The sequence below is a fragment of the Marinifilum breve genome, from assembly GCF_003202155.1.
Lineage (GTDB): Bacteria > Bacteroidota > Bacteroidia > Bacteroidales > Marinifilaceae > Marinifilum > Marinifilum breve.
This window is the reverse complement of sequence record NZ_QFLI01000004.1, coordinates 75,037-95,747: the sequence shown is the minus strand read 5'-3', so window position 1 is coordinate 95,747 and position 20,711 is coordinate 75,037. Positions and strand designations below refer to the sequence as shown.

Annotated in this window: 22 protein-coding genes; 15 read left to right on the top strand and 7 right to left on the bottom strand. The window is 35.1% G+C overall.

Going from position 1 to position 20,711, the window contains the following annotated elements:
- Window positions 1–13 precede the first annotated feature (13 nt).
- On the bottom strand, window positions 14–589 hold the full coding sequence (locus tag DF185_RS10390) for an HDIG domain-containing metalloprotein (RefSeq protein WP_110360685.1): 576 nt from the start codon (window positions 587–589) through the stop codon (window positions 14–16).
- 281 nt (window positions 590–870) lie between these two features.
- Here DF185_RS10390 and DF185_RS10380 point away from each other — a divergent pair, with 281 nt between their 5' ends.
- The 4 genes from DF185_RS10380 to DF185_RS10365 all read left to right on the top strand — a co-directional run bounded on the left by DF185_RS10380 (window position 871) and on the right by DF185_RS10365 (window position 4,462).
- The gene (locus DF185_RS10380) at window positions 871–1,239 is read left to right on the top strand and encodes a twin-arginine translocation signal domain-containing protein (protein ID WP_110360683.1); all 369 of its coding nucleotides are present in this window, start codon (window positions 871–873) and stop codon (window positions 1,237–1,239) included.
- A 159-nt stretch (window positions 1,240–1,398) separates the two neighbouring features.
- Window positions 1,399–2,301, top strand: coding sequence for a 1,4-dihydroxy-2-naphthoate polyprenyltransferase (locus tag DF185_RS10375; RefSeq protein ID WP_110360682.1), 903 nt, complete (start codon window positions 1,399–1,401; stop codon window positions 2,299–2,301).
- Between the two features lie 41 nt (window positions 2,302–2,342).
- Complete coding sequence (locus DF185_RS10370) at window positions 2,343–3,386, top strand: o-succinylbenzoate synthase (protein WP_110360681.1); 1,044 nt, start codon at window positions 2,343–2,345, stop codon at window positions 3,384–3,386.
- Window positions 3,386–4,462, top strand: coding sequence for an AMP-binding protein (locus DF185_RS10365; RefSeq protein WP_110360680.1), 1,077 nt, complete (start codon window positions 3,386–3,388; stop codon window positions 4,460–4,462). Before DF185_RS10370 ends, DF185_RS10365 begins: the two co-directional genes overlap by 1 nt.
- Here the strand turns inward: DF185_RS10365 and DF185_RS10360 are convergent.
- Window positions 4,420–5,073, bottom strand: coding sequence for a hypothetical protein (locus DF185_RS10360; protein ID WP_110360679.1), 654 nt, complete (start codon window positions 5,071–5,073; stop codon window positions 4,420–4,422). The genes DF185_RS10365 and DF185_RS10360 overlap by 43 nt on opposite strands.
- Before the next feature lie 165 nt (window positions 5,074–5,238).
- Entirely contained in the window at window positions 5,239–5,856 is a 618-nt protein-coding gene (gene msrA / locus DF185_RS10355) for a peptide-methionine (S)-S-oxide reductase MsrA (protein WP_110360678.1), read from the bottom strand.
- Window positions 5,857–5,968: 112 nt separating this feature from the next.
- Between msrA and DF185_RS10350 the strand changes: the two genes are divergently transcribed.
- The 7 genes from DF185_RS10350 (at window position 5,969) to DF185_RS10320 (ending at window position 12,402) form a co-directional block, all read left to right on the top strand.
- Window positions 5,969–6,547, top strand: a complete 579-nt coding sequence (locus DF185_RS10350) for a molybdenum cofactor guanylyltransferase (protein ID WP_110360677.1) — start codon at window positions 5,969–5,971, stop codon at window positions 6,545–6,547.
- A gap of 308 nt (window positions 6,548–6,855) precedes the next feature.
- A complete protein-coding gene (locus tag DF185_RS10345) occupies window positions 6,856–9,093 on the top strand; it encodes a molybdopterin-containing oxidoreductase family protein (RefSeq protein ID WP_110360948.1) in 2,238 nt (745 codons plus the stop codon).
- Between the two features lie 3 nt (window positions 9,094–9,096).
- Window positions 9,097–9,630: a 4Fe-4S dicluster domain-containing protein gene (locus DF185_RS10340; RefSeq protein WP_110360676.1), complete on the top strand. Its 534-nt coding sequence runs from the start codon at window positions 9,097–9,099 to the stop codon at window positions 9,628–9,630.
- Window positions 9,631–9,642: 12 nt separating this feature from the next.
- Window positions 9,643–10,584 carry an NrfD/PsrC family molybdoenzyme membrane anchor subunit gene (nrfD, locus tag DF185_RS10335; protein WP_110360675.1) on the top strand — a complete coding sequence of 314 codons (942 nt, stop codon included), beginning with the start codon at window positions 9,643–9,645 and terminating at the stop codon, window positions 10,582–10,584.
- A gap of 33 nt (window positions 10,585–10,617) precedes the next feature.
- Window positions 10,618–11,139 (top strand): YeeE/YedE thiosulfate transporter family protein, encoded by a 522-nt coding sequence (locus tag DF185_RS10330; protein ID WP_110360674.1) that lies wholly within the window; start codon window positions 10,618–10,620, stop codon window positions 11,137–11,139.
- Window positions 11,140–11,164: 25 nt separating this feature from the next.
- Window positions 11,165–11,755: a YeeE/YedE thiosulfate transporter family protein gene (locus DF185_RS10325; RefSeq protein ID WP_110360673.1), complete on the top strand. Its 591-nt coding sequence runs from the start codon at window positions 11,165–11,167 to the stop codon at window positions 11,753–11,755.
- Between the two features lie 26 nt (window positions 11,756–11,781).
- Window positions 11,782–12,402, top strand: a complete 621-nt coding sequence (locus DF185_RS10320) for a rhodanese-like domain-containing protein (protein WP_110360672.1) — start codon at window positions 11,782–11,784, stop codon at window positions 12,400–12,402.
- A 31-nt stretch (window positions 12,403–12,433) separates the two neighbouring features.
- Here DF185_RS10320 and DF185_RS10315 read toward each other — a convergent pair whose 3' ends face one another.
- Window positions 12,434–13,492, bottom strand: coding sequence for an ATP-grasp domain-containing protein (locus tag DF185_RS10315; protein ID WP_110360671.1), 1,059 nt, complete (start codon window positions 13,490–13,492; stop codon window positions 12,434–12,436).
- A 165-nt stretch (window positions 13,493–13,657) separates the two neighbouring features.
- Between DF185_RS10315 and DF185_RS10310 the strand changes: the two genes are divergently transcribed.
- Both DF185_RS10310 and DF185_RS10305 read left to right on the top strand, forming a co-directional pair.
- The gene (locus DF185_RS10310) at window positions 13,658–14,179 is read left to right on the top strand and encodes a DinB family protein (RefSeq protein WP_110360670.1); all 522 of its coding nucleotides are present in this window, start codon (window positions 13,658–13,660) and stop codon (window positions 14,177–14,179) included.
- On the top strand, window positions 14,167–14,892 hold the full coding sequence (locus tag DF185_RS10305; RefSeq protein ID WP_110360669.1) for an NRDE family protein: 726 nt from the start codon (window positions 14,167–14,169) through the stop codon (window positions 14,890–14,892). Before DF185_RS10310 ends, DF185_RS10305 begins: the two co-directional genes overlap by 13 nt.
- 43 nt (window positions 14,893–14,935) lie before the next feature.
- Here DF185_RS10305 and DF185_RS10300 read toward each other — a convergent pair whose 3' ends face one another.
- Complete coding sequence (locus tag DF185_RS10300) at window positions 14,936–16,594, bottom strand: phosphoenolpyruvate carboxykinase (ATP) (protein WP_110360668.1); 1,659 nt, start codon at window positions 16,592–16,594, stop codon at window positions 14,936–14,938.
- Between the two features lie 412 nt (window positions 16,595–17,006).
- Entirely contained in the window at window positions 17,007–17,912 is a 906-nt protein-coding gene (gene xerD / locus DF185_RS10295) for a site-specific tyrosine recombinase XerD (protein WP_054717346.1), read from the bottom strand.
- 186 nt (window positions 17,913–18,098) lie between these two features.
- Between xerD and aroQ the strand changes: the two genes are divergently transcribed.
- Both aroQ and pyk read left to right on the top strand, forming a co-directional pair.
- Window positions 18,099–18,524, top strand: coding sequence for a type II 3-dehydroquinate dehydratase (gene aroQ, locus DF185_RS10290; RefSeq protein WP_110360667.1), 426 nt, complete (start codon window positions 18,099–18,101; stop codon window positions 18,522–18,524).
- 130 nt (window positions 18,525–18,654) lie between these two features.
- The gene (pyk, locus tag DF185_RS10285; protein WP_110360666.1) at window positions 18,655–20,070 is read left to right on the top strand and encodes a pyruvate kinase; all 1,416 of its coding nucleotides are present in this window, start codon (window positions 18,655–18,657) and stop codon (window positions 20,068–20,070) included.
- Between the two features lie 72 nt (window positions 20,071–20,142).
- On the opposite strand, the gene DF185_RS10280 is transcribed toward pyk, so the two are convergent.
- Window positions 20,143–20,706, bottom strand: coding sequence for a HupE/UreJ family protein (locus DF185_RS10280; protein ID WP_110360665.1), 564 nt, complete (start codon window positions 20,704–20,706; stop codon window positions 20,143–20,145).
- Between the last annotated feature and the right edge of the window lie 5 nt (window positions 20,707–20,711).

The window sequence follows — 20,711 nt, the reverse complement described above, 5'->3', positions numbered from 1 at the left end:
TTTGTGGTTAGAATTACAGATTCCCCTTCAACTCCAATTCTTCGGCCACCTCTTTCATAGCCTCAATGCAATCGTGAATCAAATCAGGAATTTCCATGCCTAGCATTGCGGCGCCGCGTTCAATCACCGTGCGATCAACTCCGGCAGCAAAGCGTTTGTTTTTCCAGTTGCGTTTTACCGATTTCACTTTCACATCCAATACCGATTTCGATGGACGAATTAGAGCCGTTGTGCGAATCAGGCCTGTTAATTCATCAACTGCGTAAATGGTTTTTTCCATTAAGCTTTCGGGAATCACCTCGGTACAGGTAAGGTAGGCATGACTCTCAACCGCACGGATGTATTCCTCGGGCCAGTTGGCAGCTTCCAGAATTTCGCGAGTTTTTTTGGTATGTTCCTCAGGAAATTGTTCCCAATCCATATCGTGAACCAAACCTACAACACCCCATTTTTCTTCATCCTCGCCATGTTTGCGGGCGTAGTAACGCATGCAGGCTTCTACAGCTTTGGCATGAATAATTAAACTCGGGTTTTTGGTGTATGTAGTAAGCAGTTCTAGTGCTTCTTCTCTGTTGGGAATGTGGGTCATGACAGTTATCAGTTAACAATGATCAGTAAACAATTTGGATTTGAAAATAGTGAATAATTATAAATAATGAGTGAAGAAAATCATGTGTATCATACATTCATCATAGAAATCAGCGTTTGCCTATTGTTTAAACTGAATTTAAATAGTAGTTTTAAGACCCGAAAGTCTTTTATTGGTAATTTGAAGCTTGAGGCTGTTTGCCGGGAGCTTGATAATAGAGGAATCGGATATTTACAATATCACAAATGTAATAAAGAGAAGAAATTCGCAAACGCAATTATATGAGCAATCAAATTAGTACACGAAGAGGTTTTTTACAGAAATTGGGATTAACGGTAGGGGCTGCTGCTTTAATTGATACCGAGGTGTTAGCAGAAGTTAATCCGAATAAATATTCGAATGTTGAAGATCGAGAAGCTTTCTTAACGCGATACGAAAAATGGGTAGATCAGTATATCGATGTTGTTGAGGAGGAGAAGAAAAACAAAAAGAATATTGCCAACAAGAAAAGAATAATGGAGCTATCGGAAGAGGCCAACGGATGGCAAGAAGAGATTAAAGAATACATCAAACATGATGATTTCAAGGCCAAATATCTTGAAGTTTCGAAAAGATTTGCCAACTCCATAACTCCAGAATTAGAAGCATAATCTTTCATATCAATTATGTAGAGATGTAGCACATGCTGCGTCTGTACTACAATTAGCGGTGCATTGCATCGCTTTTTTGTTTTAATACTTCAAGGGTGCAATAATGCCTTGTCTTTGCAAAATTATTAAATTTACATCCTGATTAATTCTATAACACCGATGAGTAAAACAAAAGCATGGATTCATGCATTTAGGCTAAGGACTTTGCCTTTAGCACTTTCTAATATTTTTCTTGGCAGTTTGTTGGCTGCCTCCGATCACAAGTTTAGCCTTAAAATATTTTTGTTGGCAACCTTAACTACCTTGTTTTTACAGATATTGTCGAACTTGGCCAACGATTTGGGTGATTCCATTTCGGGTGCTGATAATGAAAATAGAGTTGGTCCGGAAAGAGCGGTTCAAAGTGGTGTGATTACCAAAAAAGAAATGACCAGAATGGTGATTGTATTTGTTTTGCTATCGCTGGTATCAGGACTTTGGTTACTATGGGAAGCATTGCAATTGTTGAATTATACTCAGGCATTAATCATGCTGGGAGTTGGTTTGCTGGCCATTGGTGCAGCTATAAATTATACGGTGGGCAAAAATCCGTATGGATATAGTGGATTTGGTGATTTGTTTGTATTTCTGTTTTTTGGTTTGGCCGGAGTTATGGGAACCTATTTTTTGCATACAGGCGATTTAAATTGGACCATTTTCTTGCCAGCAACTTCGGTTGGACTGCTAAGTGTTGGGGTTTTGAATTTGAATAACATGCGCGATATCGAAAATGATTCTCTTACCGGGAAAAGAACTTTGGTGGTGAAAATTGGTTCTGAAACCGCTAAAAAATACCATTTGTTCTTGATTGGTTTTGCCATTCTATCGGCTTGTGCATACATATTTGTCCATTGGAATTCATTTTATCAGCTGCTATTTGTAATTAGCTTGCCCTTGCTGATTAAACATACAGCGATTGTAATAAAAAACAAGGTGGCAAGAGAATTAGATCCAGAATTAAAAAAACTGGCATTGTCAACCCTTTTGTTTAGTTTGAGTTTTGGAATAGGCTTATTACTTTAGATTACTGATAATTGTTTACTGATAACTGATCACTGAAAAAAATGCTTAAAGCAGATTACGTACACTATCCTCTAAATTTTAAACGTCCGAGTGGAACATCTCGTGGAGTTTTAACGGAGAAAGATTCTTGGTTTATTCGTTTGTGGGACGACAAGCAACCTGAAATAATTGGAATAGGCGAGTGCTCTATCATTAAGGGTTTAAGCCCGGATGATAAGGAAGGGTATGAGGAGAAACTGCAAGAGCTTTGCGATCAGATTGGTGATTACTGGTACTATTTGGAGGGTGGTTTGAGAGAATGGCCATCCATTTATTTCGGATTGGAAACTGCATTTTTGGATTTTAAAGCCAAAGGTTCCAAAATCTTGTTTCCTTCTGATTTTAGCAGTGGTACCGCTAAAATTCCTATCAATGGATTGATATGGATGGGCGACCCTGTTTTTATGAAAGAACAGATTGAACAGAAATTAGAGACCGGATTTGATTGCATCAAGATGAAAATTGGAGCCATCGATTTTAAGGAAGAGCTAAGATTGTTGGAATCTATCCGTAAAGACTTTGACAAAGATAAGATTGAGCTTCGTGTTGATGCCAATGGTGCTTTTTCTCCCGATTCGGCATTGGAAAAATTGAAGGCTTTGGCGCAATTCGATTTGCATTCAATAGAGCAGCCCATAAAGCAAGGGCAGGTAAAAGAAATGGCTGAATTGTGTACCAATACTCCTCTGCCAATTGCCTTGGATGAGGAATTAATTGGAGTTTACGATGTACCTGCTAAAGCTGAATTGTTGGATAAAATAGCTCCTCAGTATATCATTTTAAAGCCAAGTTTAGTTGGTGGGATTAAAGGATCGCAAGAATGGATTGGTTTGGCAAATGACAGAAAAATTCCCTGGTGGATTACTTCAGCATTGGAATCGAATATTGGATTGAATGCAATCGCTCAATGGACTTATACTTTGAACAACTCTATGCCTCAAGGATTGGGAACAGGACAGCTGTATACCAACAATATTGCTTCTCCATTGATTATCGATAACGGATTTTTGAAATACGATACAAATTTAGGCTGGGATAAAATATAATGAACAGAGGACTTACAATAAACGGAAAATACTATGATGAGCTAGATTTATTAGTCTATTGTAGAAGTAAAATTTCTCATTCGGATAGCGAATGGGAAAAAGACTATTGTAAGTTCATTGTAGAGTGGTTGGATGATGCTGAGCATGTAAAAGCAAAAACTTCGGGTTCTACAGGTGCACCAAAGTCAATGTATTTGTCGAAGCAAAAAATGAGAAACTCGGCCAAACTTACAGGTGAGTTTTTCAACTTTAAAGCAGGACAGAATGCTCTGTTTTGTTTGTCTGCCAATTTTATTGCTGGTAAAATGATGATTGTGCGAGCTTTCGAGTGGCAATTGAACTTGATACCAGTTGCTCCTGACGGACATCCTTTGGAAAATATCAGTTCTGATATTGATTTTGCAGCAATGATTCCTCTGCAGGTAAAAAACAGTTTGAAATTAGAGAAAGGCCTACAGCAAATTAAGAAGTTGTTAATAGGTGGTGGAGCTGTGGATCAAATTCTGGAGAATGATTTACAGGATTTATCTAGCGAATGTTTCATAGGCTATGGCATGACGGAAACAGTTTCTCATGTTGCCATTCGTGCCTTGAACGGTCTTGATAAGTCTCAGACCTATCAAGCTATGGGCAATGCGAAGTTTTCTGTCGATACACGAAATTGTTTGAGCATAAATGCACCAGCCATTTTAGATGAACCTTTGCCTACCAATGATGTGGTAGAATTGCTTGATGAAACCCAATTTGAGTGGAAGGGAAGATTCGATAATGTGATAAATTCGGGTGGAATAAAATTGTTCCCAGAGCAAATCGAGAAGAAATTGGAAGGGTTAATCAATCAGCCTTTTTTCATTGCCGGACTGCCAGATGAGCATTTGGGACAAAAAGTGGTTCTTCTGATTGAATGGAATGATGTTGATGAAAATCAGAAGATGGAATTGGAATATAAAATAAAAAGCCTGCTCGATAAGTTCGAACAGGCCCGTGAAATATTTTATGTCTCTGAATTTCAAAGAACATCCACCAATAAAGTTCAGCGTGAGGCTACATTGTCAGCAGTAAGTTTTTCCAGGTAATTAACCAATTGAACCAATGCTTTTGAATCACTCCAGCTATAATTGTTATTCTTCATAAATTGATTGGCATAGCTTGCTTGATTTTTGTAAATATTTAGGATTTCTGATCTTAAAGAATTTACCTTTCGAGGTAAATTACCTGATTTTTCAGCAAAAAATACATCTTTAATGTCTAATTTTGAATGTGGATTTTGGGAATCTTTCAAATATTGCTTTACATACAAGTTTTGCACACCAGTGTGAATTTTTTGCAGATACCCCATAATAGAATCTCCCTTATAAAGGTATTTCTTATAAACAAAAAGATCTCCATTAATATCTACTTCGCTTATTTTATGAGGAGATGAAATTCTACTGTACTGGGTATTAATTTGACATTCAATTTCATCTTCAGCAATATTATACCGTACACCTTTCGGAGTAATGATATGCTTATCAAGAGTTATTATTTTTCCTGGTAGAAAGTTTGTACTAGTCAAACTTTGAGTAGGAACGAAGTACTGAAATATACCATAGTTAGGAAATTGTGGTTTTTGAGCAGGGTTGTCAGAGCAAAATCCAGTAGGGATATTAATTATAAAAATTAACAAAAGGGGTAAAAATTTTTTCATAGAAATTGATTTTTGTTGTCCAACATAAAAATAGTAACAAAAATCAAAAGTGTTATTGTATAAGGTATTAAGGATTCATGGGATTTGATTGATGGTTGATTTATTAGTTCCGCATACGTTTGCATTATCTAGGAATATAAAATGCACCTTAAGCGGTGCATTCTATTATTTTAGTTTGTTTTTAAATACTTTTTTAAACTTTTCCATCTTTGGTTTGATTACAAAACTGCAATATGGCTGGTTCGAATTGTTGTTAAAGTAATCTTGATGGTAATTTTCGGCAATGTAAAATTTAGATGCAGGAGTGATTTCTGTAACGATAGGATCATCCCAGGCTCCTGACTCATTTAGCTTTTCTTTATACTTTAAAGCTAGTTCTTTTTGTTCGTCAGAATGATAAAATACTGCCGATCTGTATTGTGTACCTACATCTGCTCCCTGTCTGTTTAAAGTTGTTGGATTATGGGTTTGCCAAAATACCTCAAGGAGTTCCTCAAAGCTAATTACATTTCGATCATAGGTAATTTGGCAGATCTCGGCATGTCCTGTTTCTCCAGTACAAATCTCTTTATAAGTTGGATTTTTTGTTTCTCCACCCATATATCCCGACTCTACTTTTTCAACACCATTTAATTCTTGAAAAATAGCTTCCACGCACCAAAAACATCCTGCACCAAAACTTGCTATCTCCATTTTTTTTGATTGATTTTCCGTATTCATATTTGTTTTACCGAGTGTTACTCCGGAAACCAACATGAAAATTAAAACTATTGACTTTTTCATACTTTCCGGTTTTATTATTTATAATCATTCTAAAGATAGTATTTGGCTTTTTCATATAAAAGTTAAAAGTTCTTAAAGTGGTGATCTTTCTTAATCTTCTCTATATTTGGATATGATTAAGGATACAAATTCAATAGGAATAGTTCTTTCAGGTGGTAAAAGCTCACGGATGGGAACCGAGAAGGGATTGGTAAAGTGGCAAGGTAAAACTTTAATCGAATACTCTGTCAATTGTCTTAATGCCGTTTGTGATGATATTGTAATCAGTTCTAATAATAAAGACTACAATTATTTGAATTTTCCCGTTATTAAGGATGAAATTGCCAATTGTGGTCCAATAGGGGGAATCTATTCATGTATGAAAAATGTTATCGCAGATTATTACCTTGTTATTTCCTGTGATGTTCCTAATGTTCCGACTGAACTTTTTAAAGATTTATTAAAAAATATTGGTGATGCTGATTTAATTTATGCCGTTGATAGTATGGGGAAAAAGCAACCTTTGGTGGCAATCTATAAAAGGTCATGTTTTTCAACCATAGAAACTGAACTGCTTAATGGGAATTACAAGATGATGAAATTACTTGAGAAAATTAAGCACAAGGAGTATTTGGTGACCAGAGATTTAAAATATTATCATGATAATATTTTATCAAATGCGAATAGTCCAGAAGATTTGGGAAAACTGTAGCATATTTACAGATTTTTATCGCTAAAACTGAGGGAGGATGAATCGTTAATGAGCTTGATATATCTTTAAATAAAGGATGTAAAACTCTCTTATTAAAGAAATAATACATCAAATGTAATTTAGTAAAGATCTAAATAGTTGCATATGTGTTTAAATCAGAGGATTTCGGCATTTTACTTTGTTTAGATCAATTACAAATCCTAAAAACATGTTGTAGAGCATATTGTCTATTCTTCATTTGGGATATGTTTACATGCATAGATGTAGTTTTCTAGATGTATTCATGTGTTAAAATAAATAATCACAATATGAAGAGCAGAAGAGAGTTTTTAAAAATTAGCTCCCTGAGTGCAGCAGGCTTAATATTTGGAGGTGGAATATTAGATTCTATTGCCAATAACCTAGTCGATAATAACAAATCTTTTTTCAAAGGGCCTTATGATTTTCCCAGAACTCCTACCTATTGCGAAGTATGCTTTTGGAAGTGTGCCGGCTGGGTTTATAAGGATGAAAATGGTAAGATAAAGAAGATCATAGGAAATGATTTAGATCCGAATTGTAATGGGCGTTTCTGTCCAAGAGGTACGGGTGGAGTAGGTATGTATTACGATGAAGATCGTTTAAAAACACCATTAATTCGTACCGAAGAAAGAGGTAAGCAAACCTTTAGAGAGGCATCTTGGGATGAGGCTTTCGAATACATTGCCTCTAAAATGAAACAAATCAAAAAGGAGCACGGACCTGAGAGTACAGCTTTATTTACACATGGTTCAGGGGGTAAATATTTCGGAAAACTTTTGAAAGCATTTGGATCGAACAATATTACAGCTCCTTCATATGCTCAATGTCGTGGACCAAGAGAAGTTGCATTTATTTCGACTTTTGGACAAGGAATTAACTCTCCAGAAAATACTGATATCAGAGATACCAAATGTTTGGTGTTAATAGGTTCGCATTTGGGAGAAAATATGCACAATGGCCAGGTACAGGAAATGTCTGATGCTATTGATAAAGGCGCAAATATTATTACTGTTGATCCAAGATTTTCTACAGTTGCGGGTAAATCAAAATACTGGTTACCTATTAAACCTGCAACAGATAATGCTCTTCTGCTTGCATGGATGAACGTAATCATCAATGAAGGATTATACGATAAAGAATACGTTGAAAAATATACTTTTGGATTTGATCAATTAAAAGATCACGTTCAAAGATATACACCAGAGTGGGCCTATGGTGTAACTACCATTAAGCCACAAGAAATTAGAGAAACAGCTCGAGAAATGGCTAATGCAGCTCCTGCTGTAATTGTTCATCCTGGGCGTCACGTAACATGGTACGGAGATGATACGCAAAGATTACGTGCAGTTGCTATTTTGAATGCATTACTAGGGAGTTGGGGAAGACGTGGTGGATTCTACAATCCTGAAAAGGCTGAAGTGCCACATTATAAGTTGCCGGCATTTCCAAAACCAAAGAAAAATTGGCGTGATGCAATGGGTGGCAAATATAATCTGGCGGATTTAGCTTTAGCTTCTGGTGTTTGCGATGCATCAATTCCTAGTCCAGAAATGGATTATGCCATTAAAGGATGGATTGTAAATGGAACTAACCTAATCAATACCTTACCAGATCAAAAGAAAACCATTCAGGCTATTCAGGAATTAGATTTAATTGCAGTTGTGGATACAATGCCAATGGAAATTACTGGTTATGCCGATGTGGTTTTGCCTGAGTGTACTTATCTTGAAAGATATGATGCATTGAGAATATCGCAGGGAAGAGAACCCAGTATTGCCTTGAGAATGCCAGCTGTTGATCCTCTTTACAATACCAAGCCAGCATATTGGATGGCTCGAGAGTTGGCGAAGAAATTAGATCTTCAGGATTATTTCCCATTCGAAACCATCGAGGAAGAGATTGATTGGGAGTTAAAGCAAGTTGGAACTTCATTAGAAGAAATGCAACGAGTTGGAGTGAAGAAATTGGAAAGAGAATTTGATGATTTGTACTTTGCTGATGGAGAAGATGTGGAATTCAATACAAATACAGGGAAAATCGAGTTGTACTCTACTGCATTAGAGGAGGAAGGATTTGAACCAATGCCGGTTTATACTCCGCATCCGGAACCAGAAGAAGGATTTTATCGACTAATATACGGAAGAGCTCCTATGCACACTTTCAGTAGAACTGCCAATAACCCAAATTTGACTGATTTGATGGATGAGAATACCTGCTGGGTGAATCCAAAAGTTGCCAAAGAATGGGATTTAAGTAGCGGACAGTATGTTTATCTGGAAAATCAAGATGGAGTTGTGTCAGAATTCCCTATTAAAGTAAGAGTTACAGAAAGAATAAGATTCGATTCAATATACATGGTACACGGTTTCGGTCATGCCGATAAGAGAATGAAACGTTGCTTTGGTAAAGGAATTAGCGATACTCAGCTAATTACTAATGTAATGACCGATCCGATTATGGGAGGTACCGGAATGAGAGGAAACTTTGTAACATTTAGAACTGATATTAAAAATTCGGAGGTGTAAGCTATGAGATATGCAATGGCTATTGATACTAAAAAGTGTGTAGGTTGCTGCGACTGTGTAGTAGCTTGCCAAACCGAAAACGATGTGCCAATCGGGTATTGTCGCGATTGGGTTGTAGAGGTAATGGATGGAACTTATCCTCAATTAGAAATGGAATTGCGATCGGAACGATGCAATCACTGTGAGAATTCTCCTTGTGTACGCTGTTGTCCAACTGGAGCCAGTCATTACTCAGAAGGAGGAACTGTACTTGTAACCAAGAATGAATGTATTGGTTGTAGTGCCTGTATTACTTCATGTCCTTACGATGCGCGTTTTGTTCATCCAGAAGGATATGTAGACAAGTGCACATTCTGTTTGCACAGAGTAAAAAAAGGAATGCAGCCAGCTTGTGTTTCGGTTTGTCCGACCAAATGTATGTATTTTGGCGATTTGGATGATCCAAGAAGTGAAGTTTCACAAATCCTGAAAAAGAGAAAGTATAAAACCCTAATACCTGAGGCTGGAACAAAACCTCATTTGTATTTCCTAATCTAAAACTGTTTAAAAATGAGAGAAGAAGTTATTATAAGCGGAAGGAATAATCCACTAATCGACCCTCAGTTACATGTTTGGCATTGGGAAATCCCAACCTACTTGTTTTTGGGAGGTTTGGCAGCAGGTTTACTATTTTTTGCTGCTCTTTATACCATTCGTAATAAGGACGAAGAATACAAAACAGCAGTTCGAATTGCTCCAATGTTAGCACCGATTGCTTTAGTTCTTGGTTTGGTTGCTTTGTTTTTAGATTTGCATAATAAGTTGTATTTCTGGAGATTATATACTACCATTCGTTTGGAATCACCAATGTCTTGGGGAGCATGGACTTTAATGGTAGTAACACCATTGTCAATGATTTGGACGGCAATGCATATTAAAGATATATTTCCAAAATGGAATTGGAAATTTGATGTGATCGAAGAGTTAATAGAATTTTTCCATAAGCATAAAAGAACACTTGCGTGGATTATGCTGATTTCATCGGCAATTTTGGGAATCTATACAGGAATATTGTTCTCTGCATTTAATGCACGTCCACTTTGGAATACATCAATTCTAGGACCTTTGTTCCTTGCATCTGGACTTTCAGCTGGAGCTGCAGTGGTTATTTGGATGTCGAAAAATCATGCAGAAAGAAAGAGATTTGCACAATTGGACCTAATGATTATTGGAATTGAGTTATTCCTGATTATCCACATGTTCATGGGATTCCTGGCAAGTACTCAGGTGCAGATTGATGCTGCCAATTTATTTTTAGGAGGAGAATATACTGCACCATTCTGGATTTTCGTTGTATTCTTGGGAATGATTGTTCCTGCAATTCTTGAAGGAATGGAATTGAAAGGATTTAAAATTCCAGTTGCAATACCAGTTGTTCTAGTACTTTTCGGAAGTGTTATGCTTCGATTTATTATAGCTTATGCAGGGCAGGCTAGCAGATGGCTTTACTAATCTAATTATTGAAAAACTTAAAAACACTATAAAATGAGCGAAGTGAAAAAAACAAAATACTTTAATCCGTATATCGGAGGAGTATTGTTAGGACTTGTGCTTTTGGCGGCAAATTTTGTTTCTGGTCGTGGATTGGGAGCAAGTGGTGCAATTAAAAGTGCAGTGGTATCTACAGTAAATACTGTTGCTCCTACCCATGCTGAAAATTCAGCATTCTATAAAAACTATAATGAAACGCATGAAAGCCCAATGAAATCTTGGTTGGTTTTTCAAATGATGGGTGTTTTAGTAGGTGGTTTTTTGTCTGGAGCATTTGCAAAGCGTTTAAAATTTAAGGTTGAGCATTCTCCAAAGATTACATCGAAACGAAGAATCATTTTTGCCATTTTGGGTGGAATGTTCTTTGGGTTTGGTTCCCAATTGGGACGCGGTTGTACCAGTGGGTCGGCCTTAAGTGGAATGGCAGTGTTGTCGGTCGGAGGATTTTTGACTATGGCATGTATCTTCGGAACCGCATTTGCCTTGGCTTACTTTTTTAGAAAGAATTGGATTTAATTTTAAATGTAAAAACAAATAGATTATGGCACCATTAATTGTTAATGAAATAATTTCTCCGGATACCAATTTGTTAATTGCATTTTTAATTGGAATCGGATTTGGATTTGTGTTGGAAGGAAGTGGTTTTTCTTCAAGTCGTAAATTGGCAGGAATGTTCTATGGTTACGACACAACGGTTTTAAAAGTATTCTTTACTGCTGCAATTACAGCAATGGTAGGAATGTTATTTTTTAGTCTTTTTGGTTGGATCGATTTGGATTTTGTATACATCAATCCAACATATATAACATCGGCAATTGTTGGTGGAGTTGTAATGGGAGTTGGTTTCATTATGGGTGGATTTTGCCCGGGAACTGCTTTTTGTGCAATCTCAATTGGTAAATTGGATGCTTTGGCATTTATTGGAGGATTAACTTTGGGTATTGTTTTCTTTACTGAAGGATATCCATTGTTTGAAGAGATGTACAAAGCCAATTATCTTGGTACTCCAACAATGAATGAATTGCTTGATATTCCACGAGGTGTATTTGCTCTTGGGCTTATTCTGATGGCATTTGCCATGTTTTGGGTTGGCGAATGGGCAGAAAAGAAATTCCCACGTGAAGAGTACTAATTATTAATTACCAAAAAATCACGATCATGAAAATGAGATTAATATTAGCTTCTGTATTTATTCCTTTAGGGATAATTATTGCAGCTATACCCGAAAATACAACAAAACCATTTAAACTAACGGCAGAAGAATTGCTTGATGAAGTGAAGGATGGAACACAATTCGTTAGTACTGATGAAATAGCGGATATGTTGGTTTTAAAAGACCCTAGCCTTCAGCTTATTGACGTTCGTAGCCAGGCAGAGTTTGAAAAATACAGCTTGCCAGGAGCAATCAATATTCCTTTAAGCCAGATTCTTTCTGATGAATATGAAGAGTATATCGATCAGGGCGTTAAGATGAATGTTTTTTATTCGAATGGGAACCTTAAAGCTAACGAAGCCTGGATGTTGACCAGACAATTGGGATACGAAAACAATTTTGTAATGCAAGGAGGATTAAACTATTGGGCAGAAACCATTTTAAATCCTCAAGCTCCAAAATCTGTTATGGCAGATGATGAAATTGCAAAATATGACTTTAGAAAAGGAGCAAGTGCTGCTTTGGGCGGTGGAAATGCTGTGGTAACAAATACCAATACTGTGAAAAAACCAAAGCCTACGATTAAAAAGCGCAAAAAGAAAAAGCGTGCAGCAGGAGGTTGCTAAGCAAAAACAATATTAAGTTGAGGGTGTTATTTTAAACACCCTCTTTTTTATATTCTTCCTTTGAGAAACTTCTTTTGAACAAGGCTCTTATAATATTTTTAAAAGAATCAGGCTTTACTCCCAGTTTTCTGTTCTCCATGCTTATATCGTAAATCAATTTCATATGTTGAATTATCACTTTATAAGCTTTTAATAGAGGAAAGTCAGGATCATAAATATGAGCAGGTTCAGAATTTGTACCGTTTAACTCAATAATTTTGATTTTTTTTCCTTCGTATAAATCTTCAATACTATTTACTTTCATATCGAATCGACCGTAATAATATCCATCTAAAGGTTCTGATATTTCTCGGAAAACGGCTACTAATTGTTCATTTATTAGATCATTACCATCTAAAAATTTGGTTCCTCTGTTGTGATTTCCTATGGGTTCAAGTTTGTAACTAATGCCAACGGGAACTATTTGATCCCATTTTGTTTTGTATTTGTTTTTTAAGTAGGATAATCTACTCGAAGCCCTGATGTTTGCTTTTACCAAATCAGAAAATTTTAATTTTCCATTCCCAGTAATCGTAAGAAACTCTTTTCTAACAATGGAGGTAATTCCATCTTTTTTTGAGATAGGAAAACGATGATAAAATACGCCCAATTCAATAGGGTAGTCAATAAATTCCTGAAATAGAATATTTTCTTGTTTGTTTTGAAGGAATGTAATAAGATCTTTCTCGGAATCAATTTTTTCAACTCCTACGCCGCGTTCACCAACATTAGGCTTACCAACTATAGGGAAATCTATTTCGTGTTTATTCATTAATTCCTTTATATCTTGTATAGAGAGAGAAGAATGTGCAACAAATCCTTGAGGGATATACTTTTTATCAAGCAGACTAAGGATTTTCATTTTATCCATTCCAAATGCTCCACCGAATTTCATTGCAGGGTTAGCAGGAGTGAAATAAGCAAATGCTCTTGCTTTAATAGCAAGGTAAAATCCGTAAAAAAACATTGGGATGTAGAAAAACCAAAATGGCCAAAACTCGAAATGTAACCACTTAGAAATCATGAAAGGGATTTTTATTTTTCTACTCATAGTTTTTCTGTATAAAGTATAAAATGATGTTTCAAGGTAGTAATTTCTGTATGATTAAAAGATGATTTGGATAAAATCATCTAAGTATTTGTTAAAATTGCTTAAGGCTATGATATATATTGATAATTTGATATCTTGTACTTATAACCATTTTTACCATAACCTATGCAGAATCAAATTTTATTAGCGAATAGAGAAATTTTAAGCCAACTAATTCATTTGTGTGAAAATATCACTCCTTCACAATATTGTAAAGAATTAAGTCTGTTGTCTCAAAATACAATAGGCAAACATATGCGACATATTATCGAATTTTATGATATTTTGATTGATGCTTACAATGAGAATAAACCAATAAGCTATGATAATAGGGTGCATTGCAACGAAACAGAAACAAGTTTGGATTTGGCTTCTCAAAGGTTAAGAAAAGCTTCTGAATGGGTGGAAAGTGGATATCCTGCTAAGGAATTAATATTGGTTGTTAGTTACGATAGTGAAGGAAAGAATAGTATTTCAATTCCTTCGAGTATAGAACGAGAGTTGGTATACAATATTGAACATGCAATTCATCATATGGCAATTATTCGTATTGCAATTGAAAAAGAGTTTCCAGATGTTAAATTGCATAAGAATTTTGGGATAGCTTACTCGACAATTAGGTATAGAGACGACTTATGTGCACATTAACATATATACCACTAGGGGAAACGGCTTTCATTTTTACTACTAATAGAGATGAAGATCCAAGTAGAATAGCTTTGCCGCCAAGTAAGTATGTTAGCAATAATATTGAAAGCATGTACCCCAAAGATCCAGAAGGGAATGGAACATGGATGTTGTGTAATAAATGTTTCAGTGTTTGTTTATTAAATGGGGCTTTTATAAAGCACAAGCATGAACCACCCTATAAAAAGAGTAGGGGACTTGTAGTTCTGGAGTATGAAAAATTTCAAAACTCATTGGAGTTTATCTTAAATTTTGATTTTATCGATATAGAACCATTTACAATGGTTGTGGTAAGATATGAAACCGAAGTTTCCATAGAAGAAATTAGATGGGATGGTAGTTCGATTCATTATAAGCAACTTGATCCGGAAAGAGCTGAAATCTGGTCATCCTCGACTTTGTATGATAAAGCTGCTAAAGAAATGAGAAAGACTTGGTTTTCAGATTGGAATATCATGAGTGATTTATCAAGTTCAAATATTCTTAATTTTCATAAAAATGCAGGTTATGGAGATTTGTATAATGGATTGATAATGAATAGAAAGGAAATAGTAAAAACCACTAGTATTACCCAAATTATACATGACAGATTAGAAGTGAGAATGAGGTATGAAGATCTTCGTTCTAAAGAAGTGACAGAAAAATATTTACCAAAAGAAAAGAGTCTCAATTGAGACTCTTTTTTTGAATTAGAAATAAAATAACAAGTAGAGTTAATTATTTTCCAGGGCATTGTGAAACGATATCTTCTGGAATATTTTGTTTTCCATATGATTTATCAAAATCAACGGAGAATTTCTTAGCCAATTTTTCAGCTGTATTTTTGTAATCTTCCTTGTTTTCCCAAGTATTAATAGGATTTAAGATTTCTGTTGGAACATTTTCACAAACAGCAGGAATGTTTACATGGAATAATTTGTCTTCAGTATATTCTACATCATTTAATTTTCCATTTAAAGCTGCATCTACCATTGCTCTTGTATACTTTAGCTTGATACGAGAACCAGTTCCGTATGAACCACCGCTCCAACCAGTGTTAATTAAGAAAACATTGGTATTGTGTTTCTCCATTTTTTCACCTAGCATCTCAGCATAGATATTTGGATTACAAGGCATAAATGGTTGTCCAAAGAAACGTGAGAAAGTTGCCTGTGGCTCAGTTACTCCGGTTTCAGTACCAGCTAATTTCGAAGTGTATCCCATGAGGAACCAAAGCATTGCTTGTTCTTTAGTCAATTTTGAGATTGGAGGCAATATACCGTAAGCATCAGCAGTAAGGAATAAAATAGTATTTGGATTTCCAGCGGTTGAACTTTCTTTGATATTTTTTAAGAAATTAAGAGGATAACTTGCTCTTGAGTTAGGAGTAAATCTATCATCAAAGAAATCTAATTCTCCATTAGGATAAATCATAGCATTTTCAATAATTGCACCATGTTTGGTGTAATCATCTTCGTGCATTACAGCCTCGTAAATTTCCGGTTCGTTTTCTGGTTTGATATCGATCATTTTAGCGTAACAACCATTTTCAAAGTTGAAAATACCATCATCACTCCATCCGTGTTCGTCATCACCTAAAAGGGCTCTGTTTGGATCTGCCGACAAAGTTGTTTTGCCAGTGCCAGAAAGTCCTAATAGAAGAGCGGAATCACCATTTTTACCTTCGTTTGCCGAGCAGTGTAAAGGAAGTACACCTTTAAATGGTAAATAGTAATTCATTACTGTAAACATCAACTTCTTCATTGCTCCCATGTACGAAGAGCCAATAACAATACCTATCTTTTGATCGAAATCAACAACTACACAAATGTCAGATGTTTCCCCATTAGGAAGTTCTCTTACTAGGCCTTTGTAACGATCTTTGTTCAATTTGTTGTTCGGTAAAGCGATTAAATGAAATTCATCATTCGCAAAAATCGATTTGTCAAGATCATTAGGTACTGGTCTAAACATGTTGTCGATAAAAACCTGACTCAAACTTTTATCAGTAATGGTTTTTACTGGTAATGCATATTTAGAATCTGCACCAATTACTCGATCCGTTGTATAAACTGTTTCCTTCTCATCAATCATCTTTAAAGCGTCTTCAAAAATCATCGAAAACGTTTGCGGATTCATAGCAATATTATTGGCTGATGACCAGTCTATATTTAATTCACTTTCAGGATTTCTTACAATATAAGTATCCTTAGGACTTCTACCTGTAGAATGAGGAGGTGTCCAAGTTGCAAGTGAACCGTTCTTTGTTAAAACAGCTTCTTTATTTTCTACTGCTTGAGTAATTAGAGATTCTCTTGAAAGATTCTCTTGAATGTTAGAATGCTTTTTTAATGATTCTTGTAATTCTGCAATCATATTAACTTCAATAGCGTTCATGTGACATTTAATATTTGGTTTGGAGCTTCAAAAGTATGACTATATATGCATAAATCCTACTATGTACATATTTTTTTGTAATTTTTAAGATATTATTTCTCAGTAAGTTTTACTACTTTTATCGTGGGGAAAATTGATCTAGGGACGTTGAAAACGCTTCTTTTTTTCAGTTTTCCCTTCTTTTTTTGTTTAAAATAATTCCATCTTTTCTTTGAAATACAAACGTTTGCGTAAAAATCGAGAGTTCTAAATAATTGAAAATTATGATTAACTATAAAGAGCGATTGAGAGTTAGAGTAGCAGGAATAATTCTAACTAAAAGTTATAAAAAAACCTCCAAAGCAACTGCTTTGGAGGTGTAAAAAGTGACATTTATTTCAAAATTCCATTATAAAATGAAAAGAAAAATCAATTAGTCTTTAGATCTTGGATGGAAATTTTTGATTGTTTCTTTCAAATATTCTCTATCCAAATGAGTATAAATTTCAGTTGTTAAAATTGACTCGTGACCTAACATTTCTTGTACAGCTCTTAAATCAGCACCACCTTCTACCAAGTGAGATGCGAAAGAGTGACGGAAAGTGTGAGGAGAAACATTTTTCTTCAAACCAACTTTCTTAGACAAGTTCTTAATAATAGTAAAGATCATTACACGTGATAACTTACGACCTCTTCTATTCAAGAACAAGATATCTTCACTATCCTTATCGATATTTAATTTACCGCGATAGTTTTTAAGATACAATTTGATTTCTTTTTTAGCTTTCTTTCCAATTGGAATTAAACGCTCTTTGTTTCCTTTTCCATGAATTTTAATAAATCCCATGCGGAAGTGAAGGTTAGAAACTCTTAAATCAATCAATTCAGATACTCTTAATCCACAAGAATATAAAGTTTCAAGAATTGCACGGTTTCTTTGTCCTTCTGACTTGTTCATGTCAACAGCTTTTACTAAAACGTCAATTTCGTCTGTAGTTAAAGTGTCAGGAAGTTTACGTCCAATTTTTGGAGCTTCTAATAAAGCAGTTGGATTTTTTTCGATAATTTCTTCCAATAATAGATACTTAAAGAAAGCTTTAATACCAGAAATTACACGTGCTTGAGTGCGAGGGCTAGTACCTGCATCATTAATCCAAGCAACAAAATCCTTCAAATGCTGAAGTACTACTTCTTCAGGAGTTACCTCAATATTCTTTTCTCTAAAGAAAGTAGTTAACTTAGTAATGTCATTAATGTAAGCATCTACCGAGTTCTTAGAGAGTGACTTCTCTAAGGTGAGGTAGGTCTTAAAATTTTCAATTGTTGTTGTCCATTTCATTTTTATCCAGTTTTTAGTATGTAGTTATAGTTGTAAATAATTTGCTTTATAATTTGTAGTTTTACTCAGTCGTTTAAATATACGAAATGTTTATGATAATTCTTGTGTGCAATTTAAAAAAATATTACGTAAGCTGACAAATTTTTCATATACTATTTATGTTTAACCTTAATTTTTTTTGATAAGATGAATTTTTTGATAATAAATGGTCCCAACCTAAATTTGCTTGGAGTGCGCGAAAAATCTATATATGGAGAAGTTTCGTTCGAAACTTATTTTGAGGAGTTAAAGATGATGTACGGAAAAATTCAACTTGAATATTATCAATCTAATATAGAAGGAGAATTGATAAATGAAATACATCGTGTGGGTTTCGATTATGATGGTATTATTCTGAATGCTGGTGCTTATACTCATACATCTGTAGCTCTTGGAGATGCGATTGCTGCTGTGAATACGCCTGTTATTGAGGTACATATATCAAATGTGCATAAGCGAGAGTCTTTCAGAGGAAAAACAATGATTGGTAAGGATTGTATTGGCACAATTGCGGGATTTGGATTGGATTCTTATCGCCTAGCGATAGAGGCACTTTTGTCTTGTTTGGATTAAAGTTTACTTTTTTGTGATAAAAGTTTTTTTTACATCGTTTGCAATTTATGCTATAGAATATTTGCCTGTATCCTTGTGGTAATATTGACTATCTTTGTATTGCCAAAACTAATAATGAAAGAGTTTTTCTATGAAGAAGCATACGAAAATTATTGCAACGATTTCTGACAAGAGATGTGATGTTGAATTTCTTACACAACTTTTTGAAGAGGGTATGAACGTTGTAAGGCTTAATACAGCACATCAAACACATGCCGATGCACAAAAAGTAATTGATAATGTAAGAGCTGTTTCGGACAGGATAGCATTACTTGTGGATACAAAAGGTCCTGAGATCAGAACAGTAGATGTTGAAGATGATTTATTCCTTAATAGTGGTGATAAGATTAAAATTAAGGGAAAAAAAGAGGATGAAACGGCAGATGACTGCTTATTGGTTAGTTACGAGAATTTTGTAAATGATGTAGAAGTCGGTAAGAAGATCCTGATTGATGATGGAGAACTTGAGTTGTTAGTTATTGAAAAGCATGATGATTTCTTGCTTGTCGAGGCTAAAAACGAAGGACCTATTAAAAATCGTAAAAGTGTAAACGTACCTGGCGTTTCTATTAAATTACCTTCACTTACTCAAAAGGATAGAACTTTTATCGATTTTGCTATTGAGCAGGATATTGATTTTATAGCGCATTCATTTGTTAGAAATAAAGAGGATGTTCTGGAAATTCAAAGAATTCTTGATAAATATGATTCAAAAGTAAAAATCATTGCAAAAATTGAAAATCAGGAAGGTGTTGATAATATTGATGAAATTCTTGATCATGCATATGGTATAATGGTTGCAAGGGGTGATTTGGCAATTGAAATCCCAGCTCAGAAATTACCTGTTATTCAAAGAAAAATCATTAGAAAATGTATGGAGCGTAAAAAACCTGTGATTATTGCAACACAGATGCTTCATTCAATGATTAAAAATCCTAGACCAACACGTGCAGAAGTTAGTGACATTGCAAATGCGATTTACAATAGAACTGATGCAATCATGCTAAGTGGAGAAACTGCTTATGGTGAATATCCGGTGGAATCGGTTCGAACCATGAAGGAAGTTGCGATTGAGGTTGAGAAAGAATTATATCCTGATACAAGAAAGAATTTCGTACCTAGTAACCAGGAATTAACAGCAATTTTGGCACGTTCTGCTGTAAAATCATCACAATTACTTCCTGTAAAAGCAATTGTTACTGATACTTTGACTGGAAGAACAGGGCGATATCTATCAGCTTACAGAGGAACTTCTCCTGTTTATGCCTTGTGTTACTCAAAACGAGTGATGCGTGAGTTGGCTCTTTCGTATGGAGTTGAAGCAGGTTATAGAAAACTGTTGGCCAGTAGAGATGAATATGTGAAGCAATCAATGTATACCTTGATGGAAAAGAAATACTTTACCGGTGATGATATGGTGATTATCATTGGTGGTAGCTTTGGTCCATCTAAGGGAGTTTCTTTTATGGAAATCAGTAAAGTAGATCAGTTGACACATAAAGTGTAACAAGAAAATATAGAAGCAAAAAAAATGCGAATCATCTCGATTCGCATTTTTTTTAACCCATATCACTAAGGATTAGTATCTCAAATATATTAAAACCAATGCTATTCCAATACCAATTCCCGAAATGGAAAGGTTAAAGCTTTTTCTGTCGGTTTTGAATACTGCAATGATTAAAGCAGAAATCAACAATCCTGCCAATATAATGATTAGGTATGCTGCCAACACTCCCAGGCTGTATCCCGAAAGGTGAATGAATTTTAAGTTGCTTCCGAATGATTTTAGAAAGTGTAAGCTAATGCTGGTGCCAACTACCAATCCGATTAATGCGAAAAAATTGTATCGAATTGCGTTTGCTGATAAGTTGTTTGAAATCATATGGTGAACTCCAACTGCCAATAATGAAATTGCCGTTGCCAACCTTATGGTTGAATTAGAGAAATGAGTGATTTTAAAACATGCCAAAAGCAATCCCACTAGAGAACCAATACCAAGGGCAAGGAAAAGTGAAAACAAATTTTTCCATTCTTTTAACTGAAAAACAATGCCGAAAAGCAATAGGATTAAAAAATGATCAAAAAGAGATAGTGAAATTAAGTATGAAAAAGCGGATTCGAATCCGGATAAAAATTGTTGCATATTGT

Bases quoted from the DNA above. Each gene is read 5' to 3' on its own strand.
- DF185_RS10390 (WP_110360685.1), bottom strand. From the start codon at position 589: ATGACCCACATTCCCAACAGAGAAGAAGCACTAGAACTGCTTACTACA.
- DF185_RS10380 (WP_110360683.1), top strand. From the start codon at position 871: ATGAGCAATCAAATTAGTACACGAAGAGGTTTTTTACAGAAATTGGGA.
- DF185_RS10375 (WP_110360682.1), top strand. From the start codon at position 1,399: ATGAGTAAAACAAAAGCATGGATTCATGCATTTAGGCTAAGGACTTTG.
- DF185_RS10370 (WP_110360681.1), top strand. From the start codon at position 2,343: ATGCTTAAAGCAGATTACGTACACTATCCTCTAAATTTTAAACGTCCG.
- DF185_RS10365 (WP_110360680.1), top strand. From the start codon at position 3,386: ATGAACAGAGGACTTACAATAAACGGAAAATACTATGATGAGCTAGAT.
- DF185_RS10360 (WP_110360679.1), bottom strand. From the start codon at position 5,073: ATGAAAAAATTTTTACCCCTTTTGTTAATTTTTATAATTAATATCCCT.
- msrA (WP_110360678.1), bottom strand. From the start codon at position 5,856: ATGAAAAAGTCAATAGTTTTAATTTTCATGTTGGTTTCCGGAGTAACA.
- DF185_RS10350 (WP_110360677.1), top strand. From the start codon at position 5,969: ATGATTAAGGATACAAATTCAATAGGAATAGTTCTTTCAGGTGGTAAA.
- DF185_RS10345 (WP_110360948.1), top strand. From the start codon at position 6,856: ATGAAGAGCAGAAGAGAGTTTTTAAAAATTAGCTCCCTGAGTGCAGCA.
- DF185_RS10340 (WP_110360676.1), top strand. From the start codon at position 9,097: ATGAGATATGCAATGGCTATTGATACTAAAAAGTGTGTAGGTTGCTGC.
- nrfD (WP_110360675.1), top strand. From the start codon at position 9,643: ATGAGAGAAGAAGTTATTATAAGCGGAAGGAATAATCCACTAATCGAC.
- DF185_RS10330 (WP_110360674.1), top strand. From the start codon at position 10,618: ATGAGCGAAGTGAAAAAAACAAAATACTTTAATCCGTATATCGGAGGA.
- DF185_RS10325 (WP_110360673.1), top strand. From the start codon at position 11,165: ATGGCACCATTAATTGTTAATGAAATAATTTCTCCGGATACCAATTTG.
- DF185_RS10320 (WP_110360672.1), top strand. From the start codon at position 11,782: ATGAAAATGAGATTAATATTAGCTTCTGTATTTATTCCTTTAGGGATA.
- DF185_RS10315 (WP_110360671.1), bottom strand. From the start codon at position 13,492: ATGAGTAGAAAAATAAAAATCCCTTTCATGATTTCTAAGTGGTTACAT.
- DF185_RS10310 (WP_110360670.1), top strand. From the start codon at position 13,658: ATGCAGAATCAAATTTTATTAGCGAATAGAGAAATTTTAAGCCAACTA.
- DF185_RS10305 (WP_110360669.1), top strand. From the start codon at position 14,167: ATGTGCACATTAACATATATACCACTAGGGGAAACGGCTTTCATTTTT.
- DF185_RS10300 (WP_110360668.1), bottom strand. From the start codon at position 16,594: ATGAACGCTATTGAAGTTAATATGATTGCAGAATTACAAGAATCATTA.
- xerD (WP_054717346.1), bottom strand. From the start codon at position 17,912: ATGAAATGGACAACAACAATTGAAAATTTTAAGACCTACCTCACCTTA.
- aroQ (WP_110360667.1), top strand. From the start codon at position 18,099: ATGAATTTTTTGATAATAAATGGTCCCAACCTAAATTTGCTTGGAGTG.
- pyk (WP_110360666.1), top strand. From the start codon at position 18,655: ATGAAGAAGCATACGAAAATTATTGCAACGATTTCTGACAAGAGATGT.
- DF185_RS10280 (WP_110360665.1), bottom strand. From the start codon at position 20,706: ATGCAACAATTTTTATCCGGATTCGAATCCGCTTTTTCATACTTAATT.